A 22655-nucleotide genomic window follows, 5' to 3' on the forward strand; every position below is an offset into this window, starting at 1 on the left:
ACATGAGTAAACTTAGTTCTTATATAGGATAGAGGACGCACAGCGCGCATCAGTTCGCCCCAATATACCGAGCCTGACGTATGACAAAAACCCCAGCCAACTCTAGCACCCATGTGGTCGGCGTCGACACCGGCGGCACCTTCACCGATTTAGTCCATTTCGACGGCCAGAGCATTAGAACGCACAAGGTGCTTTCTACCCCAAGCGCCCCCGAACAGGCCATTATTCGGGGCGTCCGCGAGCTGGGCTTGGCGGAGATGCCGATTACCGTCATCCACGGCTCGACCGTGGCCACCAATGCCGTGCTGGAAGGTAAAGGGGTACGTACGGTTTTTATCGCCAACCGCGGCTTGGGCGATCTGCTCACGCTGGGGCGGCAAAACCGCGCCGAACTCTACAGCCTACAACCGAAGAGCGAACCGCCTCCGGTGCCGCCGGAACTGTGCCTTGAAACAGGCGGTCGGCTGGATGCTAACGGGAAGGTCGTCGACCCGCTCACCGAGGCCGATCTCGCCGCGCTGAAAGCCGCGCTAGCTAAACTCAAACCCGCCTCGGTTGCGATCAACCTGCTGTTTTCCTTCCTCGATCACCGCTTTGAACAAGCTATCGAGGCAATAGTTCCCGACGGGATTTTATCTCGCGCTCGTCGGCTGTATTGCCGGAGTACCGCGAGTACGAACGCGGCATCACAACCTGGCTAAATGCTTATGTCGGCCCCTTGGTCGAAGGTTATTTGCAACGGCTGGCGGACGGATTGCCCGACGCACACATCAGCATTATGCAAAGCTCGGGCGATACTGCCGATGCCGATCGGGCCGGGGAGCAAGCGGTGCATATGTTGTTATCCGGCCCTGCTGGCGGCCTGATGGGCGCCAAACGCATCGGCGAGTTAGCGCAGCGTCCGCAACTGCTTACCTTTGACATGGGCGGCACATCCACGGACGTCGCCTTGATCGACGGCGAACTGCAATTAACCAGCGAAGGTCATATCGGCCGTTATCCGGTTGGCGTGCCGATGGTCGACATGCACACCATCGGCGCCGGTGGCGGATCGATTGCCTATCGCGATGCCGGCGGCATGCTTCAAGTAGGGCCTGAATCGGCCGGGGCCGACCCGGGGCCGGCGTGCTACGGTCAAGGGGGTAGACGCCCTACCGTCACCGACGCGAATCTGATCCTCGGCCGTTTACGTCCCGATGCTTTTCTTGGCGGGGATATGCAACTGGATATGGCTGCCGCGCAACGGGCCGTCGGCGAGCTCGGCGCCGCCCTCGGCTTGTCGTTAGAGGAAACCGCAGCCGGCATCGTCCGCTTGGCCAACGAGCACATGGCGCGGGCCCTGCGAGTTATTTCGGTAGCGCGCGGCATCGACCCGCGCGGGTTTACCCTCGCCTCTTTCGGCGGCGCCGGCGGGCTTCATGTCTGTGCCTTGGCCGAGGCGCTAGATATGCATCACGCTTTGGTACCGGTGCATGCCGGAGTGCTATCCGCGCTGGGCATGTTGGCCGCTCCTCACGGCCGGCAACTGTCGCATACCTTAACCGGAACACTTACCGAGATCGATCCGGCCAGCATCGAATCCACGCTTGCGCAGTTAGCGACAGAGGGTCGAGCGGCACTGCGACGCGAAGGCGTTGCCGATGCCGAGATCACCGCGCGAGCGGCGGTGGATTTACGCTATGTCGGCCAAGCCTACACGCTAACTGTGCCGTGGGAAGGGATCGCGCCGACAACGGAGGCCTTTCACCGGGCTCATGCCGACCGCTACGGCCACCGCCTGGAGGAGGTCGTGGAACTGGTGAATGTGCGAGTTGCCGTTACCGGCCCGACGCCGAAACGCACGCTTGCCGCGATTACCAAGAGTGCGGGGAGCCCGCGCGGGGAAGTCCGACTGCATGGCTTTGACACCCCGGTTCCAGTTTGGGAGCGCACTGCGCTAGGCCATGGACAAACGTTCGCAGGACCGGCGCTGATCACCGAAACCGTATCGACAACTTATTTGGCACCGGGCTGGCACTGTCGTGTCGATGCCATAGGCAATTTGCTGCTGGAGCGATGATTCACCAACTATCGCGAACCTCATCGGTCCAACGAATAGCCTGCAAATAGGCATCGATCACCAACTGCCGATCGATGCCCAAGGCTTCGATACGAGCCCAATCGCCACGCTCGTAAGCCAACACGCATTCCAACAATTGGCCGGCAGCCCCCTCGTACCGGAGCAATGCCGCTTTGATTTCCTCGCTGAGATGGAGCGCGTCCACGGCCTCTTCCAGCGACACATCCAGTAATGCATCGAGACCCGCAAACAAACCGGCAGAGAAATAGCGAGCTTTGGGAGACAGCTCTAACCGCTCTGCAAGCCCCTCGCACATTTTGGCGCGCGTGGTTAGCGTTGCAATCAACTCCTCCGGCTTATCGGGCACCGCCGCCAACGCCAACACAGAAGCCCAAGCTCGTAGCTTATCGACACCAAGGTAAATCAGTGCTTGCCGTATAGAGTCGATAGGCTGGGTTGTCGAGAAAAACGCCGAGTTCAGATAGCGCAGTAACTTATAGCTTATCGTAACGTCTTGACCTATTAGAGTTTCTAACTCATCAAGGTCAACCTCTGGCTCATATAGCGCTGCTAAGAGGCGAAAAGCCGGCAACCGGTGCACCGCCACCGAACTGCCGCGCACCGTCTTCGGCCGACAGAGGAAATACCCCTGAAACAGGTCGAAACCTAAACTGCGGCAAAGTTCGAATTGCTCTTGGGTTTCTACTTTTTCGGCAAGTAAGCGCACTTTGTAAGGCGCTAACAAAACTACTTGCTCCCGCAAACCGGCCTCGTCATAAGCCGAGACTTCGATCTTGACGATATCGGCCAACTTCAACAAAGGCGCCAAACGCACGTCATAACCGAAATCGTCCAAGGCGATTTGATAACCCTGCGCCTTCATCTCAGCAAGGCTACGCATCAGTAAGGGGTCCGGCTCGGTACCTTCCAACACTTCGACCACGACCCGATCAACGGGAAACGGCAGGCGCGCTTCGTCGACAATGAAACGTCGAGTAAAGTTGATGAAAGCCGGCTTTGGCCCCACCAGATCATCTAGCCCGATCACCGTAAATGCGTTCAGCACGACTTGCGAGGTCGCGCTATCGCCGTCGATTACATTCGCGCTGTCGGTATTTTCTCCTCGAAATAACAGCTCGTACGCGTACACTTGCTGTTCGCGGTCGAAAATGGGCTGGCGCGCGACAAAAATATCCTGCATATGAGACTCAGTAGCCGCTAAGCGGTCATGGCCCTTGAATATGTTGCGATTATTAACAAGGATTAGCTAAGGGAACAACGCAATACGTCACTAGTTCATGATAAAACACCAATACACCCTTTTGGTACGTTTTGCGCTGCAACAGGAAAAACGGTATCGCACTTACCCTGCGGAACATTACAGCGCACAACGAGTCAACACCTGAGCTAACCGAACTCAGCGAGAACGCTTTACTTATGTGGAACGGCCTTCTTCAATTGCCCTGGTGGGGGTACGTGCTAGTCGCTCTGGCACTGACGCATGTAACGATCGTCGCCGTTACAGTTTATCTTCATCGCCATCAAGCTCATCGCGGCCTGGACCTACACCCGGCAATCGCCCATTTTTCCGCTTCTGGCTATGGCTCACTACCGGCATGGTAACCAGCGAATGGGTTGCTATTCACCGCAAACACCACGCCAAATGCGAAACCGACGATGATCCGCATAGCCCGAAGGTTAAAGGCCTGCGCACGGTATTTTGGCGCGGCGCGGAATTGTACCGGGAAGCGGCACGCGATCCTGAGATCGTCGCCCGTTATGGCCACGGTACGCCCAACGACTGGCTTGAGCGCAAACTCTATAAGCGTTTCAGTTGGCTCGGCATCACTCTGATGGCGCTTGCCAACATTGTCCTGTTCGGGCCAATCGGTTTAACGATCTGGGCGGTACAAATGCTGTGGATTCCACTGTGGGCGGCCGGCGTCATCAATGGCGTCGGGCACTATTGGGGGTATCGCAATTTCGAGCCTGCAGACGCCTCCACCAACATTTCGCCGCTGGGCCTTCTGGTCGGTGGCGAAGAGTTGCATAACAACCACCACGCCTTCCCCAGCTCGGCCAAATTTTCTCTCCGCCCCTGGGAGTTCGACCTGGGTTGGTTCTACATTAAGAATTTAGAGCGACTGCGGCTGGCTAAGGTCAAGCGGGTAGCGCCGGCACCGCGTATTCAAACGGCAAAAGCGGAGCTAGATAGCGATACGGTTACCGCAGTCGTTGTGAACCGCTTGCACGTCATGGCCAATTACGGCCGCGAAGTCATCATGCCGACGTTACGAGAAGAGCTACAGCGCGCGGACGACTCCTGCCGCCGCCTGTATAAGCGGGCCCGGCGCTCGCTGATTCGCGACGAGAACCTTCTCGACTCGCACGGCAAACAGCGACTGAACGATGTGTTCTCGCTCAACGAGCGCCTGCAAACGGTGTACGAGTACCGCCGCCGCTTGCAGCAGGTCTGGAAGCGCTCCAGCGCCAATCAAGAGGCCTTAGTTAAAAGCTTACAGGAATGGTGCGCCCAGGCTGAGGCTAGCGGCATCCGCGCGCTGCAAGAGTTCTCCGAACGCCTTCGCGGCTACACCTTAGCCGGCACCGCCCGTTAAACCTGCAGGGGAGGAAGGCTCCTTCCTCCCCTGCATACAGGCAATAAAAACCGCCAATGGCGGGTTTTTCATGGCCACAACGACCAAGTAACGAATTACTTGATCTTAGCCTCTTTGTACATCACGTGCTTGCGAACAACCGGGTCGTACTTCTTGAACTCGAGCTTATGCGGAGTATTCCGCTTGTTCTTGTTCGTGGTGTAGAAGTGACCGGTTCCGGCAGAAGACACCAGTTTGATCTTGTCGCGCATCAGTTACGCTCCCTTAGACCTTTTCACCGCGGCTACGCAGATCGGCAAGGACCGGCTCGATGCCGCGCTTATCGATGATGCGCATGCCCTTGGTAGAGACACGCAGACGCACCCAGCGCTGCTCGTTCTCCACCCAGAAGCGGTGATACTGAAGATTCGGCAAAAACCGACGACGCGTCTTGTTGTTCGCGTGCGATACGTTATTTCCCGTGGTCGGGCGCTTACCCGTTACCTGGCAAACCTTGGACATGGGGAACCAGCTCCTAAGCCAAGCAAAATGTGCTTGCGTGTCTCGAAGTCGAGTAAAGGGCAGACTTTATACCAGCTTGTCGCGTCGGGATCAAGGGATACTGCCCCGACTATAGATAAAGCTGTACAGCTAATTAGACTATGAGAAACACTGAGCGTGTCTTAAAGAAATGCGGAACGATACCTTTCTCGCCTTTAGCAAACGCGCTCCGCGTGGCCGAAGAGTGACGTAGGCATCGTCCCGCGCTTTCTTAAAAGACATAGGCTGCAAAAGAAGGACGAGAACAATCAGGATCTTAATACAACAGCCTATACGACGCCTCCGACAGCAGTACGCCAAGTCGCTGACAAAAGCGAGCTATACCTCATGCAATATAAAGATTATTACAAGGTGCTGGACGTCTCCCGCTCCGCAACACCGGAACAAATTAAAACGGCCTACCGTCGCCTCGCACGGAAGTATCATCCCGACGTCAGTAAAGAGCCGGACGCAGAACAACGATTCAAGGAAGTCGCTGAGGCTTACGAAGTACTGAAGGACGCCGATAAGCGGCGCGCCTACGACCAACTCGGCAGCAACTGGCGGGCCGGGCAGGATTTTCGCCCACCGCCCGGCTGGGGAGGACGTCGCTCCGACGGCACCGATAGCTTTAGCGAGTTTTTCGAAAGCCTGTTCGGCGAGAACCCTTTCCGCGGACGTAACAGCGGCTTCGACGACATATTCGACAGTCATGGCGAGGGCGTACGCGGCGAAGACGAACGAGCAACGGTAAACGTATCCATTCCCGAGGCGTTTACCGGCACCGAGCGGGAAGTGACCTTACAATCGCCGGTGCGCAGTGCCGACGGCAGCATTCAACGACAACCTCGTAAACTGAAGGTCAAAGTGCCAGCCGGCATCCAAGAAGGGCAGCAGATCCGATTAAGCGGCCAAGGCTATCCGGGGCTTGCCGGGGGCCCGGCCGGCGACTTATACCTCAAGGTGAAGTTTGAGCCGCACGCACTATTTAAGGCCGATCGAAAAAATATCCTGGTCGAGCTTCCTCTCGCACCTTGGGAAGCGGCCTTAGGGACGAAACTGAAGGCGCCAACCTTGGCCGGCCAAGTCGATGTCACCATTCCACCCAGTTCGCAAACCGGCCGTAAGCTGCGGCTGAAAGGCCTCGGTTTACCGGGCGATCCGCCGGGCGATCAGTATTTAGTATTAAAAATCGTCACTCCACCGGCTAACTCCGATCGCGCCCGTCGATTATACGAACGCATGCGAGACGAACTCGACTTCGACCCCCGCGCCGGACTATGAAGAACGGCGCGCATCGCGAAACGTCGCTGCCGGCGGAAACCATCGGCAGTCGACGTTTCCCGCCCCCTATGCTACGAATGCGTTATAGGTAGCATCTTCATTGGAACAACCGCCCGCGGTACGGGTCTATACAAGCACCGCCGTCTGTGATCGCGCCATAAGGAATCACTAACGTATTCCCTAAGGTTTCTGGCTGTGCGGCATGTTCGCTGCCAGGGGGCTTGCAGATAATGACCGCTACTTTTGACAGCAAGCGCGAGGCGGCGGACGGACCAGAGGCGCAGGGGAATAGCTCAGCGTTTCCTTCAGTGAATATTGGGGAACAATAAGGTCACAACGATGAAGATATTGATACAGAAATTGATTTTCTTCTCATTCTTGTTAGTGCTCGGGGCGAGCAAGGCGAGCGCCTCGCTGCCCGCCTCAGTCGACGGGGAAGAGCTCCCGTCATTGGCTCCCATGCTTGAGCGCGTGCAGCCCGCCGTGGTCAATATTGCGACTACCGGCCGGGTCCGCACGCAAGAAAACCCGCTTTTTCAAGACCCTTTCTTCCGCCGTTTTTTCGATATGCCGGACCACCCGCGCGAGCGCGCTCCAATAGCCTTGGCTCCGGGGTCATTGTCGACGCCGAGAAAGGCTACATTATTACCAATCACCATGTGATTCATCGCGCCGACGAGATTACCGTCACCTTGACCGACGGCCGCGAACTTACCGCAGAGGTTGTCGGGAGCGATCCGGAAACCGACGTGGCCATCATTCAAGTGGAAGCCAACCGCCTGGTCGAACTGCCGCTCGCCAACTCGGACAGTCTCCGCGTCGGCGACTTTGTCGTCGCGATCGGCAACCCGTTCGGCTTAGGTCAAACCGTCACCTCGGGGATCGTCAGCGCCTTGGGACGCACCGGCCTGATTCTCGAAGGTTACGAGGACTTCATTCAAACCGACGCATCTATTAACCCGGGCAACTCCGGAGGCGCACTGGTTAATCTTCGCGGGGAGCTGGTAGGCATCAATACCGCGATTTTAAGCCCGCCGGCGGCAACATCGGTATCGGCTTTGCAATCCCCGCCCGGATGGCCGAGAACGTCATGCAACAGCTAATCAGCCATGGCGAAGTCCATCGCGGCCAGCTCGGCGTTTCGGTCCAAGATCTGACACCGTCGCTGGCCCAAGCCTTCGATATCGATGACGATGTACGCGGGGTACTGATCACCGAGGTGATAGGCGGCTCCGGCGCCGAACAAGCCGGCCTGAAAGCCGGCGACGTGGTGCTCAGGGTCAACGGCCAACCCGTTACTCGGGCGGCTGCGATTCGTAACCGTATCGGCATGATCAGAGTCGGCGAAGAAGTCGAGTTGCAAATCCTGCGCAACGGCCGAACGCAAAACCTCACCGCGACTATTAGCGAACGACGCGAGGCCGGTTCCACCAGCGGCGCGCTATCGCCCCGCTTGGAAGGTGCCGAGTTTGGCGAATCGCAAGACACGGAGCGCACTTATGTCGTGGTTCGCAAGGTCGAGCGCGGCAGCCCTGCGGCTCGGGCCGGGCTACGCCAAGGCGATATCGTGCTATCGGTTAATCGGCGCACGGTAGAAAGCCTCACGGATTTCGAGCGCGTTGTGCGAGACGACCCCGAACAACTGCTCCTCCATATCCGCCGGGGCGGCGGTGCTTTATTCCTGCTTCTACGCTGATAATCGTATGCTTGGAAAGGGCCCGCAACACCCTTAGTTCAGGTAGCGGCGGCTTTGTCGGCCGCCGCTCCTTCAAGACGTTTGGGCACCGGAAGTTCCAGGAGGCGAATATGGCGACCAAGGAAGGCAACGGCTCGGTTTCCTCTCGGGCGAAGCAAGCAGCTCACGAAGCCATCGACCAGCTTGGCGCGCATGGCGAACAGGCCGAGGACATTCTCCGCGAACGCGGATTCGACGCTTCCGACCGCGCCCAAGAACTCACTGAGCAACTGACCGACTACATCCACGAGCATCCTTTAACGGCAGTCGGCATCGCGTTAGCCGCCGGCTTCGTGCTCGGCTCGATCTTGCGCGGCTAACCGGCAATGGCGGCCACAACACCGGAGAAGGAATTACGGGCCGCGGAAACAGCGCAATCGCCATCGCTGAAGGATCGTCTCGAAGAGACTTTGCGCTCAACACGAAACTTCCTGGCGGAGCTATTCGAACTGTTTGGGCTGGAGACCCGGCTGGCAGGCTTAAACGCCGCCAAAATGCTGGGCTTGGCAATAGCGGCCGGCTTCACGCTAATTAGCGGCTGGCTGTTCCTGCAGGGCGCTCTTGTCTACTGGCTGCATCAACTCGGGCTGAACCTGGGCCTAGCCAGCCTGCTATTTGCGCTAATTAACCTCGCCGGCACTGCTGGGCTGGCATGGTGGATATACCAAAGCAGCAAAGCACTGAGTTTTCCTGCAACCCGGCGGGCGTTGAAAAAGGAGGCAGCCAAGATCGATGAGCAGCTTGCAACAACGGATCGCTCAGAAACAGCTGGAGGTCATCCGCACTAAGCAAGACGTCCAGCTCCGACGTACGGGCTTGGCCAGTGCTACACGTTCGGCGGTCACGTCGCCAAATTTGGTGGTAGGCAGTTTTGTCACCGGCGTTGCTATCGCTTTGCTGCGTTGCCGACGCCGCGAACGGCGCCGGCATGTCGTCCCGAAGGATTACGGTACGCAGAAATCCCTGCAATGGCTGATACGCCATCTGGGGCCACCGATAATCATGGCCCTCTTCCAACGTGCCATGACGGCTTACGACGAATAAAGCGACCGCCCGTTATACGCGTCGATAGACATCGGCGCCTTCGGCTCGAAACTCTTCGGCCTTTTCTTGCATGCCTGCCTCGACGGCATCCTCCGCGCTGTTCAAGCCTCGGCTCTTAGCGAAATCCCGCACTTCCTGGGTAATTTTCATGGAACAGAATTGCGGGCCGCACATGGAGCAGAAGTGCGCTACTTTATGCGCATCCTTCGGCAACGTTTCGTCGTGAAACTCCTGGGCTTTCTCCGGGTCGAGGCTGAGATTGAATTGGTCGTCCCAACGGAACTCGAAACGCGCTTTGGACAGTGCATTGTCGCGCAGCTGGGCAGCGGGGTGGCCTTTTGCCAGATCCGCGGCATGGGCAGCCAGCTTATAGGTCACAATACCTTCGCGCACGTCATGCTTATTCGGCAAACCAAGATGCTCTTTCGGCGTGACATAGCACAGCATCGCGGTACCGAACCAACCGATCATCGCCGCCCCGATCGCCGAGGTAATGTGGTCGTAGCCGGGTGCGATATCGGTCGTCAACGGCCCTAGGGTGTAGAAAGGCGCTTCTTTGCAGGCCTCCAATTGCTTATCCATATTTTCCTTGATCATGTGCATCGGCACATGACCGGGGCCTTCCACCATAACCTGGCAATCGTGCTGCCACGCAACTTCGGAGAGTTCGCCTAACGTTTTCAGCTCGGCAAACTGCGCTTCGTCGTTGGCATCTGCGATCGAACCGGGCCGGAGGCCGTCGCCCAGGGAGAAGGCCACATCGTACGCCTTCATAATTTCGCAGATTTCCTCGAAGCGCTCGTAAATAAAGCTCTCTTTATGGTGCGCCAGACACCACTTGGCCATAATCGAACCGCCGCGAGAAACGATGCCCGTTACCCGCTTCGCCGTCATCGGCACAAACGGTAGGCGAACGCCGGCATGAATAGTGAAGTAATCGACACCCTGCTCGGCCTGCTCAATGAGCGTGTCGCGGAAGATTTCCCAGGTCAGATCCTCGGCACGCCCGTCGACTTTTTCCAAGGCCTGATAAATCGGCACAGTACCAACCGGCACCGGCGAGTTGCGCAAGATCCACTCGCGGGTTTCGTGGATGTGTTTACCGGTGGACAAGTCCATGATGGTATCCGCGCCCCAGCGCGTCGCCCACACCATCTTCTCGACTTCTTCGGCAATGGAGGAGGTTACGGCCGAGTTCCCCATGTTGGCATTAACCTTCACAAGGAAATTACGGCCGATGATCATCGGCTCCGACTCCGGATGGTTGATATTCGCCGGGATAATGGCCCTGCCGCGCGCCACCTCGTCGCGTACAAATTCCGGAGTAATTTCCTCCGGAATGCCGGCACCGAAGCTCTGCCCCGGGTGTCGATTCAACAATCCCTGCTCGCGCGCCAAATCCAGCCGCTGATTTTCTCGGATGGCGATATATTCCATCTCGGGCGTCACGATACCGCGCCGAGCATAGTGCATTTGGGTAACATTGGCGCCCGGCTTGGCGCGGCGCGGCGCGCGGATATGATCAAACCGCAAATGCGCTAATTCCGGGTCGTTTTGCCGCTCTACACCGAACCGCGAGGTCGGCCCATCCAACTGTTCGGTGTCGTTACGCTCCAGAATCCAAGCTTCCCGAATCGGGGCCAAGCCCCGTTGCAAATCGATCTCGACTCCCGGGTCGCTGTATGGACCGGAGGTATCGTAGACATAAACGGAAGGGTTTTTCTCGGCGCCAAAGGTAATCGGCGTGTCCGCTTGGCTGATCTCCCGCATTGGGACACGAAGGTCTGGACGACTCCCGGTCACGTAGATCTTGCGGGAGTTATTAAACGGCCGCATAACGGCCTCGTCGAGACTTCCTGTCTTGCTCCGGAGAGCGTCGGGACGCGCATTCATCTTTATTCTAACTCCTCGGGTAATGGTCCGCCGGGCGGCCGGCACGAACGTGTTGATCAAGGTATACACGCGCCTGTTCGTTTTCAACCAGTGTAACGGGCGGCTCGGATAGGCACGGAGACAACCTCAGCCCAAACGAACGGTATACAGGGCTTCCCTCGTATCGCTACTGCCAGCCCGTTAGCGCTTGCCTGCGTTGGCAAAACCTCTTACGCTAAGCGGCCGCAGGCCGCCATATCTTTGCAACGCAACGGGCCTATCATAGGCGAAAGCGGCCACGCCGTTATTCACAACTCCAGCCGACGAGCGGACACCACCATGACCCAGCTTAATATAGAGAAAGCACGCTTTAACATGGTCGAGCAGCAAATTCGCACCTGGGATGTTCTCGATCAACGGGTGCTGGACACTGTCATGACGGTCCAGCGCGAGGAGTTCGCACCCGCCCGCTATCGCAACCTGGCTTTCGCCGATTTACAGATTCCACTCGATAACGGCCAAGTCATGCTGGAACCCAAGCTGGAAGCGCGTATTCTCCAAGCGCTGAACCCGCAAACGTCCGAACAGGCCTTGGAAATCGGCACCGGTACCGGTTACTTTGCCGCCTGCCTGGCTGCTTTATGCGCCCATGTAACCAGTGTCGATATCTATCCCGAGTTCCGCGACATCGCCGCCCGTAATCTCGAACAAGCAAAGGTCGGCAACGTCACATTGGCAACGGGGGACGCCGCCCAAGGCTGGGTCCAAGGCCGCCGCTACGATGTCATCGCAGTGACCGGTTCTCTACCGGAGTTTCACCGTGGCTTCCACAATAGCCTAACCGTTGGCGGCAGACTGTTCATGATCGCTGGGGAAGATCCCGTCATGGAAGGGCTGTTGATCACCCGGGTTACCGAGGACGAGTGGTCTTGCGAAAGCCTTTTGGAAACCAGCGTCCCCCCTCTGGTAAACGCGCAGAAGAAAGCAACGTTTGCTTTATAAGATGAAAGAGCTGCTCGCCATCGAACTCCAACAATGGCTAGCCGAGGAGGAACGGAAACCGGTAGTGCTGGATGTGCGTGAACACTGGGAATACGATGTCGCGCACCTTCCTGGCTCAACGCACATCCCGATGGGGGAAATCCCCAGCCGGTTTACCGAGCTTTCGCCTGACGTGCCGCTCGTTGTCCTATGCCACCACGGCGTGCGTAGCGCGCAAGTTGCGCATTACCTGGAACATCAAGGTTTCGATACGGTCTATAACCTAGTCGGCGGCATCGATGCTTGGTCACACACCGTTGACCCGACGGTACCGACTTACTAAGCACTTGATTTGCATAATCAACAGGTCTCAATGCCGCCATTGGAGCGTTGCGGTAAGACCCGAGGCGAAACAGTGCAGCCGGGCTATATTGAGCGACGAGCAACACAGGCAAAAGAACTATGCGAACCGGATTGATCCTTACCAGCCTGCTGGCCGGCCTTTTCTTCGCGCCGGCCTACGCCGCCGACAGCCTGCTCGACGTTTACCGCGAAGCCCAGGAAGCCGACCCGGTTCTAAGGCAGGCGCAGGCTTCCCTGGGCGCAAGTCGCGAATTGGGTCCGCAAGCGAGAGCGGCGCTGTTGCCCAGCTTGAGTTTAACCGGCAGTGCCGAGCACGTTGATCAGGACGAGAGCGATTTCACCAGCAGCCGAATTGCCCTCCAGCTTAGTCAACCGATATTCCGCTACGGCAGTTTCATTCTACAGCGGCAGGCGACGGCTCTGATCAACCAAGCCGAAACCGAATATGTCGCTGCCGAACAAGCGTTGATGCTCCGGGTAACGGAACACTATTTGCCGTTTTATCGGCAGCGGACGCGCTAGAGCTGGCCGACGCGGAAGCGCGCGCCATCGAGCGCCAGCTCGAGCAGGCGGAAGAGCGTTATCAAGTCGGGCTAGCGCCGGCGACCGATCTGGAAGAGGCGCGGGCTCGGCGCGATTTAGCGGTTAGCGAGCGTATTCAGGCGCGCAATTTCCTCGACAGCCAACGTGACGGTTTGCGCGAGCTCACGGGGCGCGATCACTACGCGCTACTCTCATTAACCGACCACGTCCCGCTACACTCGCCGGAACCGGCAAACCTCGGCTATTGGCAACAACGTGCACTGGAAGACAACCTGCAGCTATCAGCAGCCCGCTATGCGGTGCAGTCCAGTATGGAAAATGTCGGCATTCAACGCGCGGAACGCTATCCGACGCTAGATCTCACCGCGAGTGCAGGTCGGAACGATATTTCCGGGGGGACGGGCTTGCAGCAGTCGCAAACCAGCGACGAGCTTCGCGTCGGCATCCAATTAACCGCCCCGCTATTTCGCGGCGGCCAGCTGAATTCTCAGGTTCGGCAAGCGCAGTACCAGCACACGGAAGCCTTGGAGCGCTTACAAGCCTTGCAACGGGAGCTGCACCGGGCCACCTCCGATGCCTATCGCGGGGTGGAGAGTAGTATCCAACGGGTACAGGCACTTGACCGCGCACGCACCTCGACACAACGCGCATTGGAAGCCGTTGAGGCCGGTTTCATGGCCGGCACTCGAACGTCGGTAGAGGTCTTAGACGCTCAACGGGAACGCTTCTCGGCCGAACGCAATTATCGCCAAGCGCGCTACGATTACTTGCTAAACACGCTTCGTTTAGCTCAGACCGTTGGTGCGCTTGAACCCGGTTTGCTTTCGCAAATCAACCAGTTGCTCGAAACGCCGACAGAAAGTTAAAGAACGTTCGCGGCGACTCGATCGGCATAAGCTCGCGGGCGTAGACGGATCGGCGTCCGCGAGGTGCTTTCTCAACATTCCGTTAAGGCGCCCTAGTCGATACGACTTCCGGCGGCCGCTGGGCCTCAGCCGCCGGCCGCGTCGCTTCTCCCGACGCACCTGTCGGCGGCGACTCTTCGGCCAATAGCCCGGCCAACAAACCGCTAACCCGCGCTACACAGCCCCGGCTCCTGGCCACCAAGCGTTTACCGCTCTCGCTCATGGCTCGACGTCGCTCCGGATCACTCAGCAAAACCGACAGCTCGCGTGTCAACTCGTCAGCGTCGGCGGCCCGAATACTGGCGCCGGCTTCGACCAAACGATGACTCATTTCGCGGGTTTTAGATACATCCGGCCCGGTTACAATCGGCACACCCAAAGCGGCCGGCTCCACTTGATTATGCCCCCCACCGGCACCAACGTACCGCCGATAAAGGCGACATCGGCAATGGCATAAAACCGCTTCAATTCACCCATTGCATCGACCAAAAAACATCCGCGTCCGTAGTCGAGTGTAGGCCCTGGCTAAGGCAAACCGTTGCTAACCCGTTGCTCTCGCACAGCCGTTCGACTCGGCGAAACCGCTCCGGGTGGCGCGGCACCAGCACCAGCAACAAACGAGGATGAATACGCCGTAACCGGGCAAAGATAGAGAGCAAGACTTCCTCCTCGCCTTGATGCGTACTCGCCGCTATCCACACCGGCCGCGAGCCTGCCAATTGCGAACGCAGCGCGGCCGCATCAGCGCTTATCTCAGCCGGTAACTGCAAATCGAACTTTAAATTCCCCACGACGTGCACAACCTCCGGCCTGGCGCCAAGCGTTTGCAGGTGCGCCGCATCCTCAGCGGACTGCGCAGCCACCAAACACAAACTCCGCACCGCAGGGCTCATAAGCCGAGCGAGATAACGGCGATAACGCCGCACCGATCGCTCGGACAAGCGCGCGTTAACCAAACACATCGGAACATTACGGCGCGCGGCTCCAGCCAGCAGATTAGGCCATAGCTCGGTTTCCATAATGATGCCAAGACGAGGCTGGGTACGGCGGAAAAAACGACCCACAACCGGGGGAAGATCGTACGGCAGGTAGGTATGCCGTACGCGGTCGCCAAACAGGCTCCGCACGCGATCGAAGCCGGTTGGCGTCGTCGTCGTCAGCAAAATCGGAATATCCGGATGATCAGCTTGCAGACGACGCACCAGGGGTGCCACTGCCTCGACTTCGCCCACGGATACGGCATGCACCCATATCGGTCTCGCCTGCTCTCGCCATGCAAAAAACCGAAGCGTTCGTACCAGCGATGCCAATAGCCGGGGGCTCGCAAACCCCGTATCGCCAACCGCAGTAACACGAACGGCGTCAGTAGAAATAGAACCGTGGTATAGAGTCCTTTCATGGCCCTTCCAGATTCGTCATTAACCTTGACGCTCATACCCAAAACGGACAACTCGTCCGTTTCGCCAAAAAGGCAAAGACATTGCTCAATGCTCCACTAGGTGCGGGACGCCGTACTGTAAAAGCGGAACAATATCCGCTCCTCGCTTGGTAGCGTCTGCTATACTCGCCCGTTGCCACTGCGGCACGGTTATTTGTAACTGCTCCGTGTTGCAACTGTACGTCCACCGAGGCGCAACGGAAGACTACACGGGAACGCACGGTAACAACACCCACATGGAATCATTGCCCAAACGAGCATTACGCCCGCGCTATTGGCCGAACTGGATCGGCATGGGGCTGTTATGGTGCCTGGCCCAACTCCCCTACCGCTGGGCAACGGCAATCGGCCGCGGTGCGGGCCGTCTGCTCTATCCTATTGCACGCCATCGGCGGCAAGTGGCAGAACGAAATATAGAGTTATGTTTCCCGGAACTGGACCTCAATGGCCGCAATGACCTGGTAAAGAGAAATTTCGTCTATACCGGTAAAGCCTTTGCGGAAATTGCACTGTCTTGGTGGGCCCCGCGGCGGCGTCTACAGCATCTGATCGAGCTAAGCGGCACCGAACACCTTGAGGCCGCGCAAGCTAAAGGACGGGGCGTCATTCTTTTATCCTGTCACTTTACTTCGCTGGAAATCATGCCGCCGTTGATTGCACCGACGATTCCGGCTTATGCCATCTATAAAAAGCAGCGCAACCCCGTCGTGGAGTACTGCATGCGCTCGGCGCGGGATCGTAGTTTGTTAGGCGCGATTCCGCGCGACGATATTCGCGGAATTATGCGGGCGCTAAAAGAGAACCGCCCCGTCTGGTATGCGGCCGACCAAGATTACGGGCGCAAGCATAGCGTATTCGTACCTTTCTTCGGGGTAGAAACGGCCACCATCACCGGCCTTTCCCGGCTGGCGAAGATGAACAACTCCCCCGTTGTGCCGTTCTTCTTTCATAGCCGCGCGGACCAACGCGGTTACGAGGCGGTGTTTTTACCGGCGCTGGAGAACTTCCCGACCGACGACCCTAAAGCCGATGCAGCCCGCATCAATGCGATCATCGAAGAGGCCGTACGGCGCTATCCCGACCAATACCTGTGGACGCACCGGCGCTTTAAGACACGCCCGAATAAGAGCGACCCCAACCCTTATAACGACCGGAGGAAGAAGTAACACCGTGCTGACCATCCCCGACTTTTCCAACGTTCGTCTTCTGGTCGCCGGCGATGTCATGCTCGACCGTTACTGGTACGGCAACACCGGGCGTATATCTCCGGAAGCGCCCGTGCCGGTCGTTGCGATCCGTTCCACCGATAACCGACCGGGCGGAGCCGCCAATGTTGCCCTCGGTCTGGCCGCGCTGGGCGCGCAAACCCACTTGCTCGGCAAAGCCGGCCAGGACGAAGCCGGCGAAGTGCTCGAACGCCTACTGGAAAGCAGCGGGATTCGCTGCACGCTGGAGCGGAGCGCACAACGACCGACCATTACCAAGCTGCGCGTTATCAGCCATCAACAGCAAATGATTCGGCTCGATTTCGAGGCCGAGGTTGCAGCGGAGGCTGCACTCTCGCTCGATCGTTTTCAAACGCTGCTAGCAGACGTCGACGCCGTCATACTGTCCGACTACGCCAAAGGCGCGCTACAGAATATCCCCGAGCTTATCGCCGCAGCACGCGCTGCCGGTAAGCCGGTGCTGATCGATCCGAAGCAACAAGACTTCAGCGTCTACCGCGGCGCGACGCTCATCACCCCAAACCGGCATGAGTTCGAGCGCGCGGTAGGTCTCTGCCATAGCCAAGAGGAATTGGTGGAAAAAGGGCGGCAGCTACTACAGAGCATGGAATGGGAGGCACTCCTGCTGACCCGCGGCGAGGAGGGCATGACCTTGCTGCAACAAAACGCAGAGCCTTTGCATATCCCTGCCCAAGCCCATGAAGTCTTTGATGTAACGGGTGCGGGCGATACCGTCATCGCCGTGCTCGCCGCCTCCATTGCCGCTCGCTGCGGAATGCGGGAGGCTGCCGCCCTGGCCAACCTGGCTGCCGGCGTGGTGGTGGGCAAGCTGGGCACCGCGACCGTCAGCCTGGCCGAATTGGAGCAGGCCGCCAGCCTGCCTCGCCCGCACAGCAGCACCCAGGGCGTAGTCACCGAACATGCGCTGGTGCAACAATTGCAGACCTCTCGGCGACGCGGCGAACGCATTGTGATGACCAACGGCTGCTTCGACCTCTTACATCCCGGCCATGTCGCCTATTTGGAAGAGGCACGCCGGCTCGGCGATCGTTTGATCGTTGCCGTCAACGACGACGCCTCGGTCGCACGGCTTAAAGGGCCGGAGCGCCCGATCAATACGCTCGATCATCGCATGGCGGTATTGGCCGGCCTGGCATCCGTAGACTGGGTGGTGCCCTTTAGCGAAGATACCCCGGAGCGGCTTATCGACGCTCTTGCCCCGGATGTATTGGTCAAAGGCGGCGATTATCGGATCGAAGAGATTGCCGGCCACAAAGGGGTCTTAGCGCGCGGGGGCGAGGTTAAGATTCTTCCTTATCTGGAGGCACACTCCACCACCGGCATTATTCACACGATTCGGGAAAAGTAATGGCTGCCTTGTCGCACACAGTGGCAACGTCGATACGGCGATCCGTAACATCGGCCGATTAGAATCCATCGAGCAGACGGGCTAAGATCCCAACACACCGACGAAACACACAGGGTGATCTGCCTCGTGGAACGGATTCTGCTTATTCGGCTAAGCGCGATTGGCGATATTGTATTCGCCTCCGGTCTGCCCGGCGCATTAAAAGCGCGCTGGCCGCAAGCGCACATCAGCTGGCTGACCGAACCCGCCACCGTCGGGCTTTTAGAAGCGCACCCCGACGTCGATGAAGTCATCCCCTGGCCTCGTGCCGACTGGCGGGCGTTGGCAAAGCGCCGCCGTTACCTGGCTTTAGGCTTGGCGATACGACGTTTCGCAACGGACCTGCGAGCCAGGCGATTCGATTTGGCCATAGACGCTCAAGGGCTTTTGAAAAGCGCCGCGTTCGCTCGCATGAGCGGCGCCCCGACCCGCGTCGGCGTCAACTGCCGGGAAGGTGGCCAATGGCTTGTAACGGACAATGTCCGCTCACCCACCGACGATCGCCGAATCAGCTCGGAATATCGCGACTTAGCCACGCATTTCGGTGCGAACGAGGCGGATTTTCGCCTTCAACTCGCCGTTCCGCCTGCGGCCCGCTCGGCGGCAGCCGAAGCGGTTGGCGAACAGGCGGGCGACTATGTCGCGCTCTGCCCGTTTACCACCCGCCCACAGAAGCACTGGCTGGAAGAACGCTGGCATGCGCTGGCGGAGACGCTTCAGCAACGCCTGGCGTTAACGCCCGTCTGGCTCGGCGGCCCCGACGACCGCGAAGCCGCCGCTCGTTTTGCCGCCCCCGGCGTTGATTTGACGGGCCGTTTAACCCTCCCCGAAAGCGCCGCCGTCATCGCCGGGGCACGCTTGGTCATCGGCGTCGATACCGGGCTGACGCATATGGGGGTTGCCGCCGATGTCCCGACCCTCGCCCTGTTCGGATCTACTCGCCCTTATTTGGATACCGGCCGCCGCAATGCTTGCGTGTTGTATCGCGAGCTTAGCTGCTCGCCTTGCCGCCGCCGCCCTACCTGCAACGGCGCGTTTACCTGTATGCGCGAACACAGCGTAGCGGAGGTTGCCTCCCATGCTCAGCGCTTACTTGAGGTTGCGGCATGAGGGTCTTACATGTAGAAACCGGCCGCCATCTCTACGGCGGCGCGTTACAAGTGCTCTTTCTCCTGCGCGGGCTACAAAATGAACCAGGCCGGCATATTCTCGTCTGCCCACAAGGCAGCGCCATCGCGCAAGCAGCGAAACAAGAAGACTTACCCGTGCATGAGGTGCCGCTGCGGGGGGAACTCGATGCTCGCTTGGCGCCGAGGCTGGCGCGCCTTGCGCGACACTACGGCAGCGACCTTATTCATGTCCACAGCCGCCGAGGCGCGGACGTTTGGGGCGGCCTGGCAGGGCGCTTAGCAGGGGTACCCGCCATACTCAGTCGCCGAGTCGATAACCCGGAAACGCGCCTGGGGGGCTCAAGTATCGCCTCTACCAACGCGTTATCACCATCTCGGCGGGCATTGGGGAGGTACTCCGTCGTGCCGGTGTCGCCGAAGACAAACTGGCGTTGGTGCACAGCGCCGTCGATACCGACGTCTATACGCCACGTAACGAACGCGCCTGGTTGCGAGAGGAGTTCGGCCTGGCGCGCGAGGCGACGGTCATTGGGATGGTCGCTCAGCTCATCCCCCGCAAAGGGCACGATACCCTGCTCTCGGCGATCCCGCCTATTATCGCTCGGCATCCGCAAACGCGCTTCTTGCTGTTCGGCCAGGGGCCGCTGGCGGCAGCCCTGCATGCAGCATTGGACAAGCAAGGCTTACGGGAGCACGTACAACTAACTGGCTTTCGTAATGACCTGGAGCGGATTCTTCCTTGCCTGGATCTTGTCGTCCACCCGGCTTATCGGGAGGGGCTGGGCGTCGCACTCCTACAAGCCGCGGCCTGCGGCGTTCCTATCGTTGCCGCACGTGCCGGCGGCATCCCCGAAATCGTACACGACGGAATCAACGGCCGGTTGATCGCACCCGGTGCCGTCGAGGAACTCGTCGAGGCAGTGGATGCCCTGTTGACTCAGCCGGCGCTTGCCAAAGCCTATGGCCGGCAAGGGCGGGAAATTGCTAAGGAACGGTTTTCGATCCAAGCGATGGTAGCCGGTAATCTGGCCGTTTATCGAGATGTTCTAGACGGTTTCTAAGCAAACCGCTGTAGGCGATACCGCCGCAAACGGCGAATAAAAACAAGCCTTGGGTATTAAAGAAGACATGGCCATTTAAAGAGCCTGCCGTTAGCAATAGAAAAACCCCGGCCAAAAGCACGACGACATTTAACGGCACGTCGCCGCGACGGTACAACAGCAGCCCGCCCCGCACTAACAATCCGACCATCGCCAAGCACAATAAACCGCCGATCACCCCGAAGGCGAGCACAATTTCAAGAAACCCATTATGAAAATCGCGATATCCCGCTTCGTCGAACAGCTCTTCCTGCTCCAACAAAGCTTTGGACACTCCCGGCCCCCACCCTAGCCAAGGCCGCTCCCAACTATGGTGCCAACCCAACCGAGCCATTGCCCAGCGCGCACCGATCGAGCTCTCCGGACGCGGCGCTTGAGCCTGATCGAGCAGTTCGGCGAGTTCCTGATTCGCTTGTGCCCAACGTTTTTCGAAGATATCGCTGCCTACCCAAGCCACGAGGGCCAACGCCAAACAAGGGATCAGGGCAACAATAAGCGTTTGGCGCCAGTAATCACGCCGACAAAACAATAAGATCAAGCCACAAGCACCAAAACCGAACGTAAACGCCAACCAAGCGCCGCGCGTCTGGGAAGCGAGTAACAACAAGGCCAACACGATCACGGCGACCAACCAAAGCGTGCCTCGCCAGAGCCGGTGCCAACGCGGTTGGCCGATCCATTGCGGCGCTGCCAACAGCACACCCAACAGGCCAATGGCGGACCACAAGCCAAACGCCACGGCGGAATTGATGTAGGCGGCACGCGCCCTACCCTCCCACAGCCGCGGCAGAACGTCCGGCTCGAACTCAACGGCGACTTTAGCCAAGAACCCCAGCAGCACGAGAGCGAGCAAGCTCAACGCCCGCGCTCCGCTTAAGGCAATCCACAAGGCTACCAAGAGCAAGGGCAGGAAGCCGAAACGCGCCCAGCGCCGGGCGGCCAGTTCGATATGCTCGGCCTGCTCCGGAAACGTCGCCAGCGCCACCTGGGTTCTCCAGGCCAGCAACAGTAAAAAAACGACCGACAACCAAAATAAGGGATCGCGCCCGATAAGCCCCCAGATCCACCGGCCCTGGAGAAACAATGCCAGCAGCATCGCCGCCAAAGCTGCGTTGCCGGCGCCTACGCCGTAGAACGTTGCGAAGGCAAACAGGTACAAACCCACCACCCCCAACACCCAGGCGACCTGTTGCCAAGTAAGCTTATCGCTCCCTACCATCGGCAGCCTCTTGTAAACCTAGAACCTGCATATACCGGGCTCCACAACGCTCCATGGTGAAGACTTCCGCCCGTTGGCGCAGGATCTCGACCGAAGGTGGTTTCGCCAATGTCGTAGCCATAGCTGCCGCTAATGCTCGCCAATCGCCAACCGGCACTAAGGCGCCGTAACGGCCATCCGCTAAAATCTCCAACGGCCCGTGCGGGCACCGGGTACTGACGACAGGAACCCCTGCCGCCAGCGCCTCAACCAGCACGTTACCGAACCCTTCCGAGCGCGAACTCAGCACAAAAAGATCCGCCTGCTTCATGTAGGCGTATGGGTTGATCTGAAAGCCTAACCAGTCGACCTGATCGGCTACCCCTAAGTCCGCTGCTAAAGAGGCCAGGGCTGCGGCTTCCTTCCCTTCGCCGATCACCAGTAGCCGACAGGGGCATCGTTCATTGAGTACGGCTATGGCCCGTAACAGCGTCTTTAGGTCTTTCTGTGGCTCAAGCCTGGCAACCGTCAGAACAACCGGCACCTGGCGATTGGCCGTTAGCCACGGGTGGGAAACGGATGCTTCGAGCTTGGCACGCAGCACATCGTTAACAACCGGGTTGTGAATAACATGCACATGCGCCGAGTCCGCCCCGGTAAGGGATCGAAACTCATCCGCTAATCCCTGAGAAATCGCAATTATCCCGTCACATCCTTCGGCAATACTGCGTAGCGTACGGAGCTGTCTTGTTGCGTGGCGGTCGTTGTCAGGCTTAGGTAACGCATTTCGTAGACTTGGCCAAACATCCAAACGCTCGCCAAACCATCGCTTCGCCCGGACCGCTATTCGATTGGCCCGAGTGTCCAGCGCTAGTAAAACCTGTGGTCGCCGACGGCGAAGATAAAGCAATAGCTCCCAGCTTAAAGCTAGTTTTTACGAGATCGTAAAACATGAATGTTAACTGTCGGATCGACTGGTTCGGGCGAGGTGTCGCGAAGGTCCTTGCGCCGTGTCAGCACCTCGACGAGAATGCCTTGAGCGGCAAAATAGTTGGCCAACCGCACGATACTAACCGCGGTACCGCCACGATTAGTGCCAGGGTGGGCGCTAATCAGGCCAAGAATGGCCATTTTATCGGACGATCAACGGGATCTGGCACTCGCAACCTCCCTACAAGCCGATTTAGCAAGGATGCTGATATGGAGACTGTTCCCTCTCGGCCGCATTTGTG

Annotated in this window: 22 protein-coding genes and 5 pseudogenes; 18 read left to right on the forward strand and 9 right to left on the reverse strand. The window is 58.6% G+C overall.

Going from position 1 to position 22655, the window contains the following annotated elements:
• The first annotated feature begins 80 nt into the window (after positions 1–80).
• Together CAI21_RS25515 and CAI21_RS07665 are read left to right on the forward strand one after the other, a co-directional pair.
• Positions 81–701 carry a hydantoinase/oxoprolinase N-terminal domain-containing protein gene (locus CAI21_RS25515; RefSeq protein ID WP_309544668.1) on the forward strand — a complete coding sequence of 207 codons (621 nt, stop codon included), beginning with the start codon at positions 81–83 and terminating at the stop codon, positions 699–701.
• Positions 656–2059 (forward strand): hydantoinase/oxoprolinase family protein, encoded by a 1404-nt coding sequence (locus tag CAI21_RS07665; protein WP_309544941.1) that lies wholly within the window; start codon positions 656–658, stop codon positions 2057–2059. Before CAI21_RS25515 ends, CAI21_RS07665 begins: the two co-directional genes overlap by 46 nt.
• Before the next feature lies 1 nt (position 2060).
• On the opposite strand, the gene CAI21_RS07670 is transcribed toward CAI21_RS07665, so the two are convergent.
• Positions 2061–3260 (reverse strand): EAL and HDOD domain-containing protein, encoded by a 1200-nt coding sequence (locus CAI21_RS07670; protein WP_116301751.1) that lies wholly within the window; start codon positions 3258–3260, stop codon positions 2061–2063.
• Positions 3261–3496: 236 nt separating this feature from the next.
• Here CAI21_RS07670 and CAI21_RS07675 point away from each other — a divergent pair.
• Positions 3497–4677 (forward strand): annotated as a pseudogene (locus tag CAI21_RS07675) (DesA family fatty acid desaturase).
• Between the two features lie 95 nt (positions 4678–4772).
• On the opposite strand, the gene rpmG reads toward CAI21_RS07675, so the two are convergent.
• Positions 4773–4928, reverse strand: a complete 156-nt coding sequence (gene rpmG / locus CAI21_RS07680) for a 50S ribosomal protein L33 (protein WP_116301752.1) — start codon at positions 4926–4928, stop codon at positions 4773–4775.
• 13 nt (positions 4929–4941) lie between these two features.
• On the reverse strand, positions 4942–5178 hold the full coding sequence (gene rpmB / locus CAI21_RS07685) for a 50S ribosomal protein L28 (RefSeq protein WP_116301753.1): 237 nt from the start codon (positions 5176–5178) through the stop codon (positions 4942–4944).
• Between the two features lie 366 nt (positions 5179–5544).
• Between rpmB and CAI21_RS07690 the strand changes: the two genes are divergently transcribed.
• From CAI21_RS07690 to CAI21_RS07710, 5 genes and pseudogenes are all read left to right on the forward strand, one after another.
• Positions 5545–6480 carry a DnaJ C-terminal domain-containing protein gene (locus tag CAI21_RS07690; protein WP_116301754.1) on the forward strand — a complete coding sequence of 312 codons (936 nt, stop codon included), beginning with the start codon at positions 5545–5547 and terminating at the stop codon, positions 6478–6480.
• Positions 6481–6819: 339 nt separating this feature from the next.
• Positions 6820–8176, forward strand: a pseudogene (locus CAI21_RS07695) (DegQ family serine endoprotease).
• A gap of 110 nt (positions 8177–8286) precedes the next feature.
• On the forward strand, positions 8287–8535 hold the full coding sequence (locus tag CAI21_RS07700; RefSeq protein ID WP_116301755.1) for an ElaB/YgaM/YqjD family protein: 249 nt from the start codon (positions 8287–8289) through the stop codon (positions 8533–8535).
• Positions 8536–8541: 6 nt separating this feature from the next.
• Positions 8542–9003: a phage holin family protein gene (locus CAI21_RS07705; RefSeq protein ID WP_116301756.1), complete on the forward strand. Its 462-nt coding sequence runs from the start codon at positions 8542–8544 to the stop codon at positions 9001–9003.
• Positions 8948–9259, forward strand: coding sequence for a hypothetical protein (locus CAI21_RS07710; protein ID WP_116301757.1), 312 nt, complete (start codon positions 8948–8950; stop codon positions 9257–9259). Before CAI21_RS07705 ends, CAI21_RS07710 begins: the two co-directional genes overlap by 56 nt.
• A 12-nt stretch (positions 9260–9271) precedes the next feature.
• On the opposite strand, the gene thiC is transcribed toward CAI21_RS07710, so the two are convergent.
• Positions 9272–11095 (reverse strand): phosphomethylpyrimidine synthase ThiC, encoded by a 1824-nt coding sequence (gene thiC, locus CAI21_RS07715; RefSeq protein WP_404840860.1) that lies wholly within the window; start codon positions 11093–11095, stop codon positions 9272–9274.
• Between the two features lie 375 nt (positions 11096–11470).
• Between thiC and CAI21_RS07720 the strand changes: the two genes are divergently transcribed.
• The 5 genes and pseudogenes from CAI21_RS07720 to CAI21_RS07735 all read left to right on the forward strand — a co-directional run bounded on the left by CAI21_RS07720 (position 11471) and on the right by CAI21_RS07735 (position 13884).
• Complete coding sequence (locus CAI21_RS07720) at positions 11471–12133, forward strand: protein-L-isoaspartate O-methyltransferase family protein (protein WP_116301759.1); 663 nt, start codon at positions 11471–11473, stop codon at positions 12131–12133.
• A gap of 1 nt (position 12134) precedes the next feature.
• Positions 12135–12455 carry a rhodanese-like domain-containing protein gene (locus CAI21_RS07725; protein WP_116301760.1) on the forward strand — a complete coding sequence of 107 codons (321 nt, stop codon included), beginning with the start codon at positions 12135–12137 and terminating at the stop codon, positions 12453–12455.
• A gap of 119 nt (positions 12456–12574) precedes the next feature.
• Positions 12575–12997 carry a TolC family protein gene (locus tag CAI21_RS07730; protein WP_116301761.1) on the forward strand — a complete coding sequence of 141 codons (423 nt, stop codon included), beginning with the start codon at positions 12575–12577 and terminating at the stop codon, positions 12995–12997.
• A gap of 2 nt (positions 12998–12999) precedes the next feature.
• A pseudogene (locus CAI21_RS25855) lies at positions 13000–13131 on the forward strand (hypothetical protein); the annotation flags it as partial.
• Positions 13132–13170: 39 nt separating this feature from the next.
• On the forward strand, positions 13171–13884 hold the full coding sequence (locus tag CAI21_RS07735; protein WP_116301762.1) for a TolC family protein: 714 nt from the start codon (positions 13171–13173) through the stop codon (positions 13882–13884).
• A gap of 82 nt (positions 13885–13966) precedes the next feature.
• Here the strand turns inward: CAI21_RS07735 and CAI21_RS23695 are convergent, their stop codons facing one another.
• Both CAI21_RS23695 and CAI21_RS23700 read right to left on the reverse strand, forming a co-directional pair.
• Positions 13967–14317, reverse strand: coding sequence for a glycosyltransferase family protein (locus tag CAI21_RS23695; protein ID WP_220347789.1), 351 nt, complete (start codon positions 14315–14317; stop codon positions 13967–13969).
• 70 nt (positions 14318–14387) lie between these two features.
• On the reverse strand, positions 14388–15170 hold the full coding sequence (locus CAI21_RS23700) for a 3-deoxy-D-manno-octulosonic acid transferase (RefSeq protein ID WP_220347790.1): 783 nt from the start codon (positions 15168–15170) through the stop codon (positions 14388–14390).
• A 358-nt stretch (positions 15171–15528) separates the two neighbouring features.
• Between CAI21_RS23700 and lpxL the strand changes: the two genes are divergently transcribed.
• The 5 genes and pseudogenes from lpxL (at position 15529) to CAI21_RS25520 (ending at position 20186) form a co-directional block, all read left to right on the forward strand.
• Complete coding sequence (gene lpxL / locus CAI21_RS24705; protein ID WP_147305058.1) at positions 15529–16527, forward strand: LpxL/LpxP family Kdo(2)-lipid IV(A) lauroyl/palmitoleoyl acyltransferase; 999 nt, start codon at positions 15529–15531, stop codon at positions 16525–16527.
• A 7-nt stretch (positions 16528–16534) separates the two neighbouring features.
• On the forward strand, positions 16535–17956 hold the full coding sequence (hldE, locus tag CAI21_RS07750) for a bifunctional D-glycero-beta-D-manno-heptose-7-phosphate kinase/D-glycero-beta-D-manno-heptose 1-phosphate adenylyltransferase HldE (RefSeq protein WP_258868053.1): 1422 nt from the start codon (positions 16535–16537) through the stop codon (positions 17954–17956).
• 126 nt (positions 17957–18082) lie between these two features.
• A complete protein-coding gene (locus CAI21_RS07755) occupies positions 18083–19105 on the forward strand; it encodes a glycosyltransferase family 9 protein (RefSeq protein ID WP_116301857.1) in 1023 nt (340 codons plus the stop codon).
• Positions 19102–19458, forward strand: a pseudogene (locus CAI21_RS25860) (glycosyltransferase); the annotation flags it as partial. The gene CAI21_RS07755 and the pseudogene CAI21_RS25860, both read left to right, overlap by 4 nt.
• A 101-nt stretch (positions 19459–19559) precedes the next feature.
• Entirely contained in the window at positions 19560–20186 is a 627-nt protein-coding gene (locus CAI21_RS25520; protein WP_309544944.1) for a glycosyltransferase, read from the forward strand.
• On the opposite strand, the gene CAI21_RS07765 is transcribed toward CAI21_RS25520, so the two are convergent.
• From CAI21_RS07765 to CAI21_RS07775, 3 genes and pseudogenes are all read right to left on the reverse strand, one after another.
• Entirely contained in the window at positions 20110–21444 is a 1335-nt protein-coding gene (locus CAI21_RS07765) for an O-antigen ligase family protein (RefSeq protein ID WP_116301765.1), read from the reverse strand. The two genes, CAI21_RS25520 and CAI21_RS07765, sit on opposite strands and share 77 nt — an antisense overlap.
• Positions 21428–22339 (reverse strand): annotated as a pseudogene (locus CAI21_RS07770) (glycosyltransferase); the annotation flags it as partial. The pseudogene CAI21_RS07770 and the gene CAI21_RS07765, both read right to left, overlap by 17 nt.
• 11 nt (positions 22340–22350) lie before the next feature.
• Entirely contained in the window at positions 22351–22554 is a 204-nt protein-coding gene (locus CAI21_RS07775) for a hypothetical protein (RefSeq protein WP_116301767.1), read from the reverse strand.
• Positions 22555–22655 lie beyond the last annotated feature (101 nt).

It is taken from the genome of Alkalilimnicola ehrlichii (assembly GCF_003399765.1).
Lineage (GTDB): Bacteria > Pseudomonadota > Gammaproteobacteria > Nitrococcales > AK92 > AK92.

What these genes read in the sequence shown, in the direction of transcription:
- CAI21_RS25515 (WP_309544668.1), top strand. Translation starts at nt 81, where the DNA reads ATGACAAAAACCCCAGCCAACTCTAGCACCCATGTGGTCGGCGTCGAC.
- CAI21_RS07670 (WP_116301751.1), bottom strand. Translation starts at nt 3,260, where the DNA reads ATGCAGGATATTTTTGTCGCGCGCCAGCCCATTTTCGACCGCGAACAG.
- rpmG (WP_116301752.1), bottom strand. Translation starts at nt 4,928, where the DNA reads ATGCGCGACAAGATCAAACTGGTGTCTTCTGCCGGAACCGGTCACTTC.
- rpmB (WP_116301753.1), bottom strand. Translation starts at nt 5,178, where the DNA reads ATGTCCAAGGTTTGCCAGGTAACGGGTAAGCGCCCGACCACGGGAAAT.
- CAI21_RS07690 (WP_116301754.1), top strand. Translation starts at nt 5,545, where the DNA reads ATGCAATATAAAGATTATTACAAGGTGCTGGACGTCTCCCGCTCCGCA.
- CAI21_RS07700 (WP_116301755.1), top strand. Translation starts at nt 8,287, where the DNA reads ATGGCGACCAAGGAAGGCAACGGCTCGGTTTCCTCTCGGGCGAAGCAA.
- CAI21_RS07705 (WP_116301756.1), top strand. Translation starts at nt 8,542, where the DNA reads ATGGCGGCCACAACACCGGAGAAGGAATTACGGGCCGCGGAAACAGCG.
- CAI21_RS07710 (WP_116301757.1), top strand. Translation starts at nt 8,948, where the DNA reads ATGAGCAGCTTGCAACAACGGATCGCTCAGAAACAGCTGGAGGTCATC.
- thiC (WP_404840860.1), bottom strand. Translation starts at nt 11,095, where the DNA reads ATGCGGCCGTTTAATAACTCCCGCAAGATCTACGTGACCGGGAGTCGT.
- CAI21_RS07720 (WP_116301759.1), top strand. Translation starts at nt 11,471, where the DNA reads ATGACCCAGCTTAATATAGAGAAAGCACGCTTTAACATGGTCGAGCAG.
- CAI21_RS07725 (WP_116301760.1), top strand. Translation starts at nt 12,135, where the DNA reads ATGAAAGAGCTGCTCGCCATCGAACTCCAACAATGGCTAGCCGAGGAG.
- CAI21_RS07730 (WP_116301761.1), top strand. Translation starts at nt 12,575, where the DNA reads ATGCGAACCGGATTGATCCTTACCAGCCTGCTGGCCGGCCTTTTCTTC.
- CAI21_RS07765 (WP_116301765.1), bottom strand. Translation starts at nt 21,444, where the DNA reads ATGGTAGGGAGCGATAAGCTTACTTGGCAACAGGTCGCCTGGGTGTTG.
- CAI21_RS07775 (WP_116301767.1), bottom strand. Translation starts at nt 22,554, where the DNA reads ATGGCCATTCTTGGCCTGATTAGCGCCCACCCTGGCACTAATCGTGGC.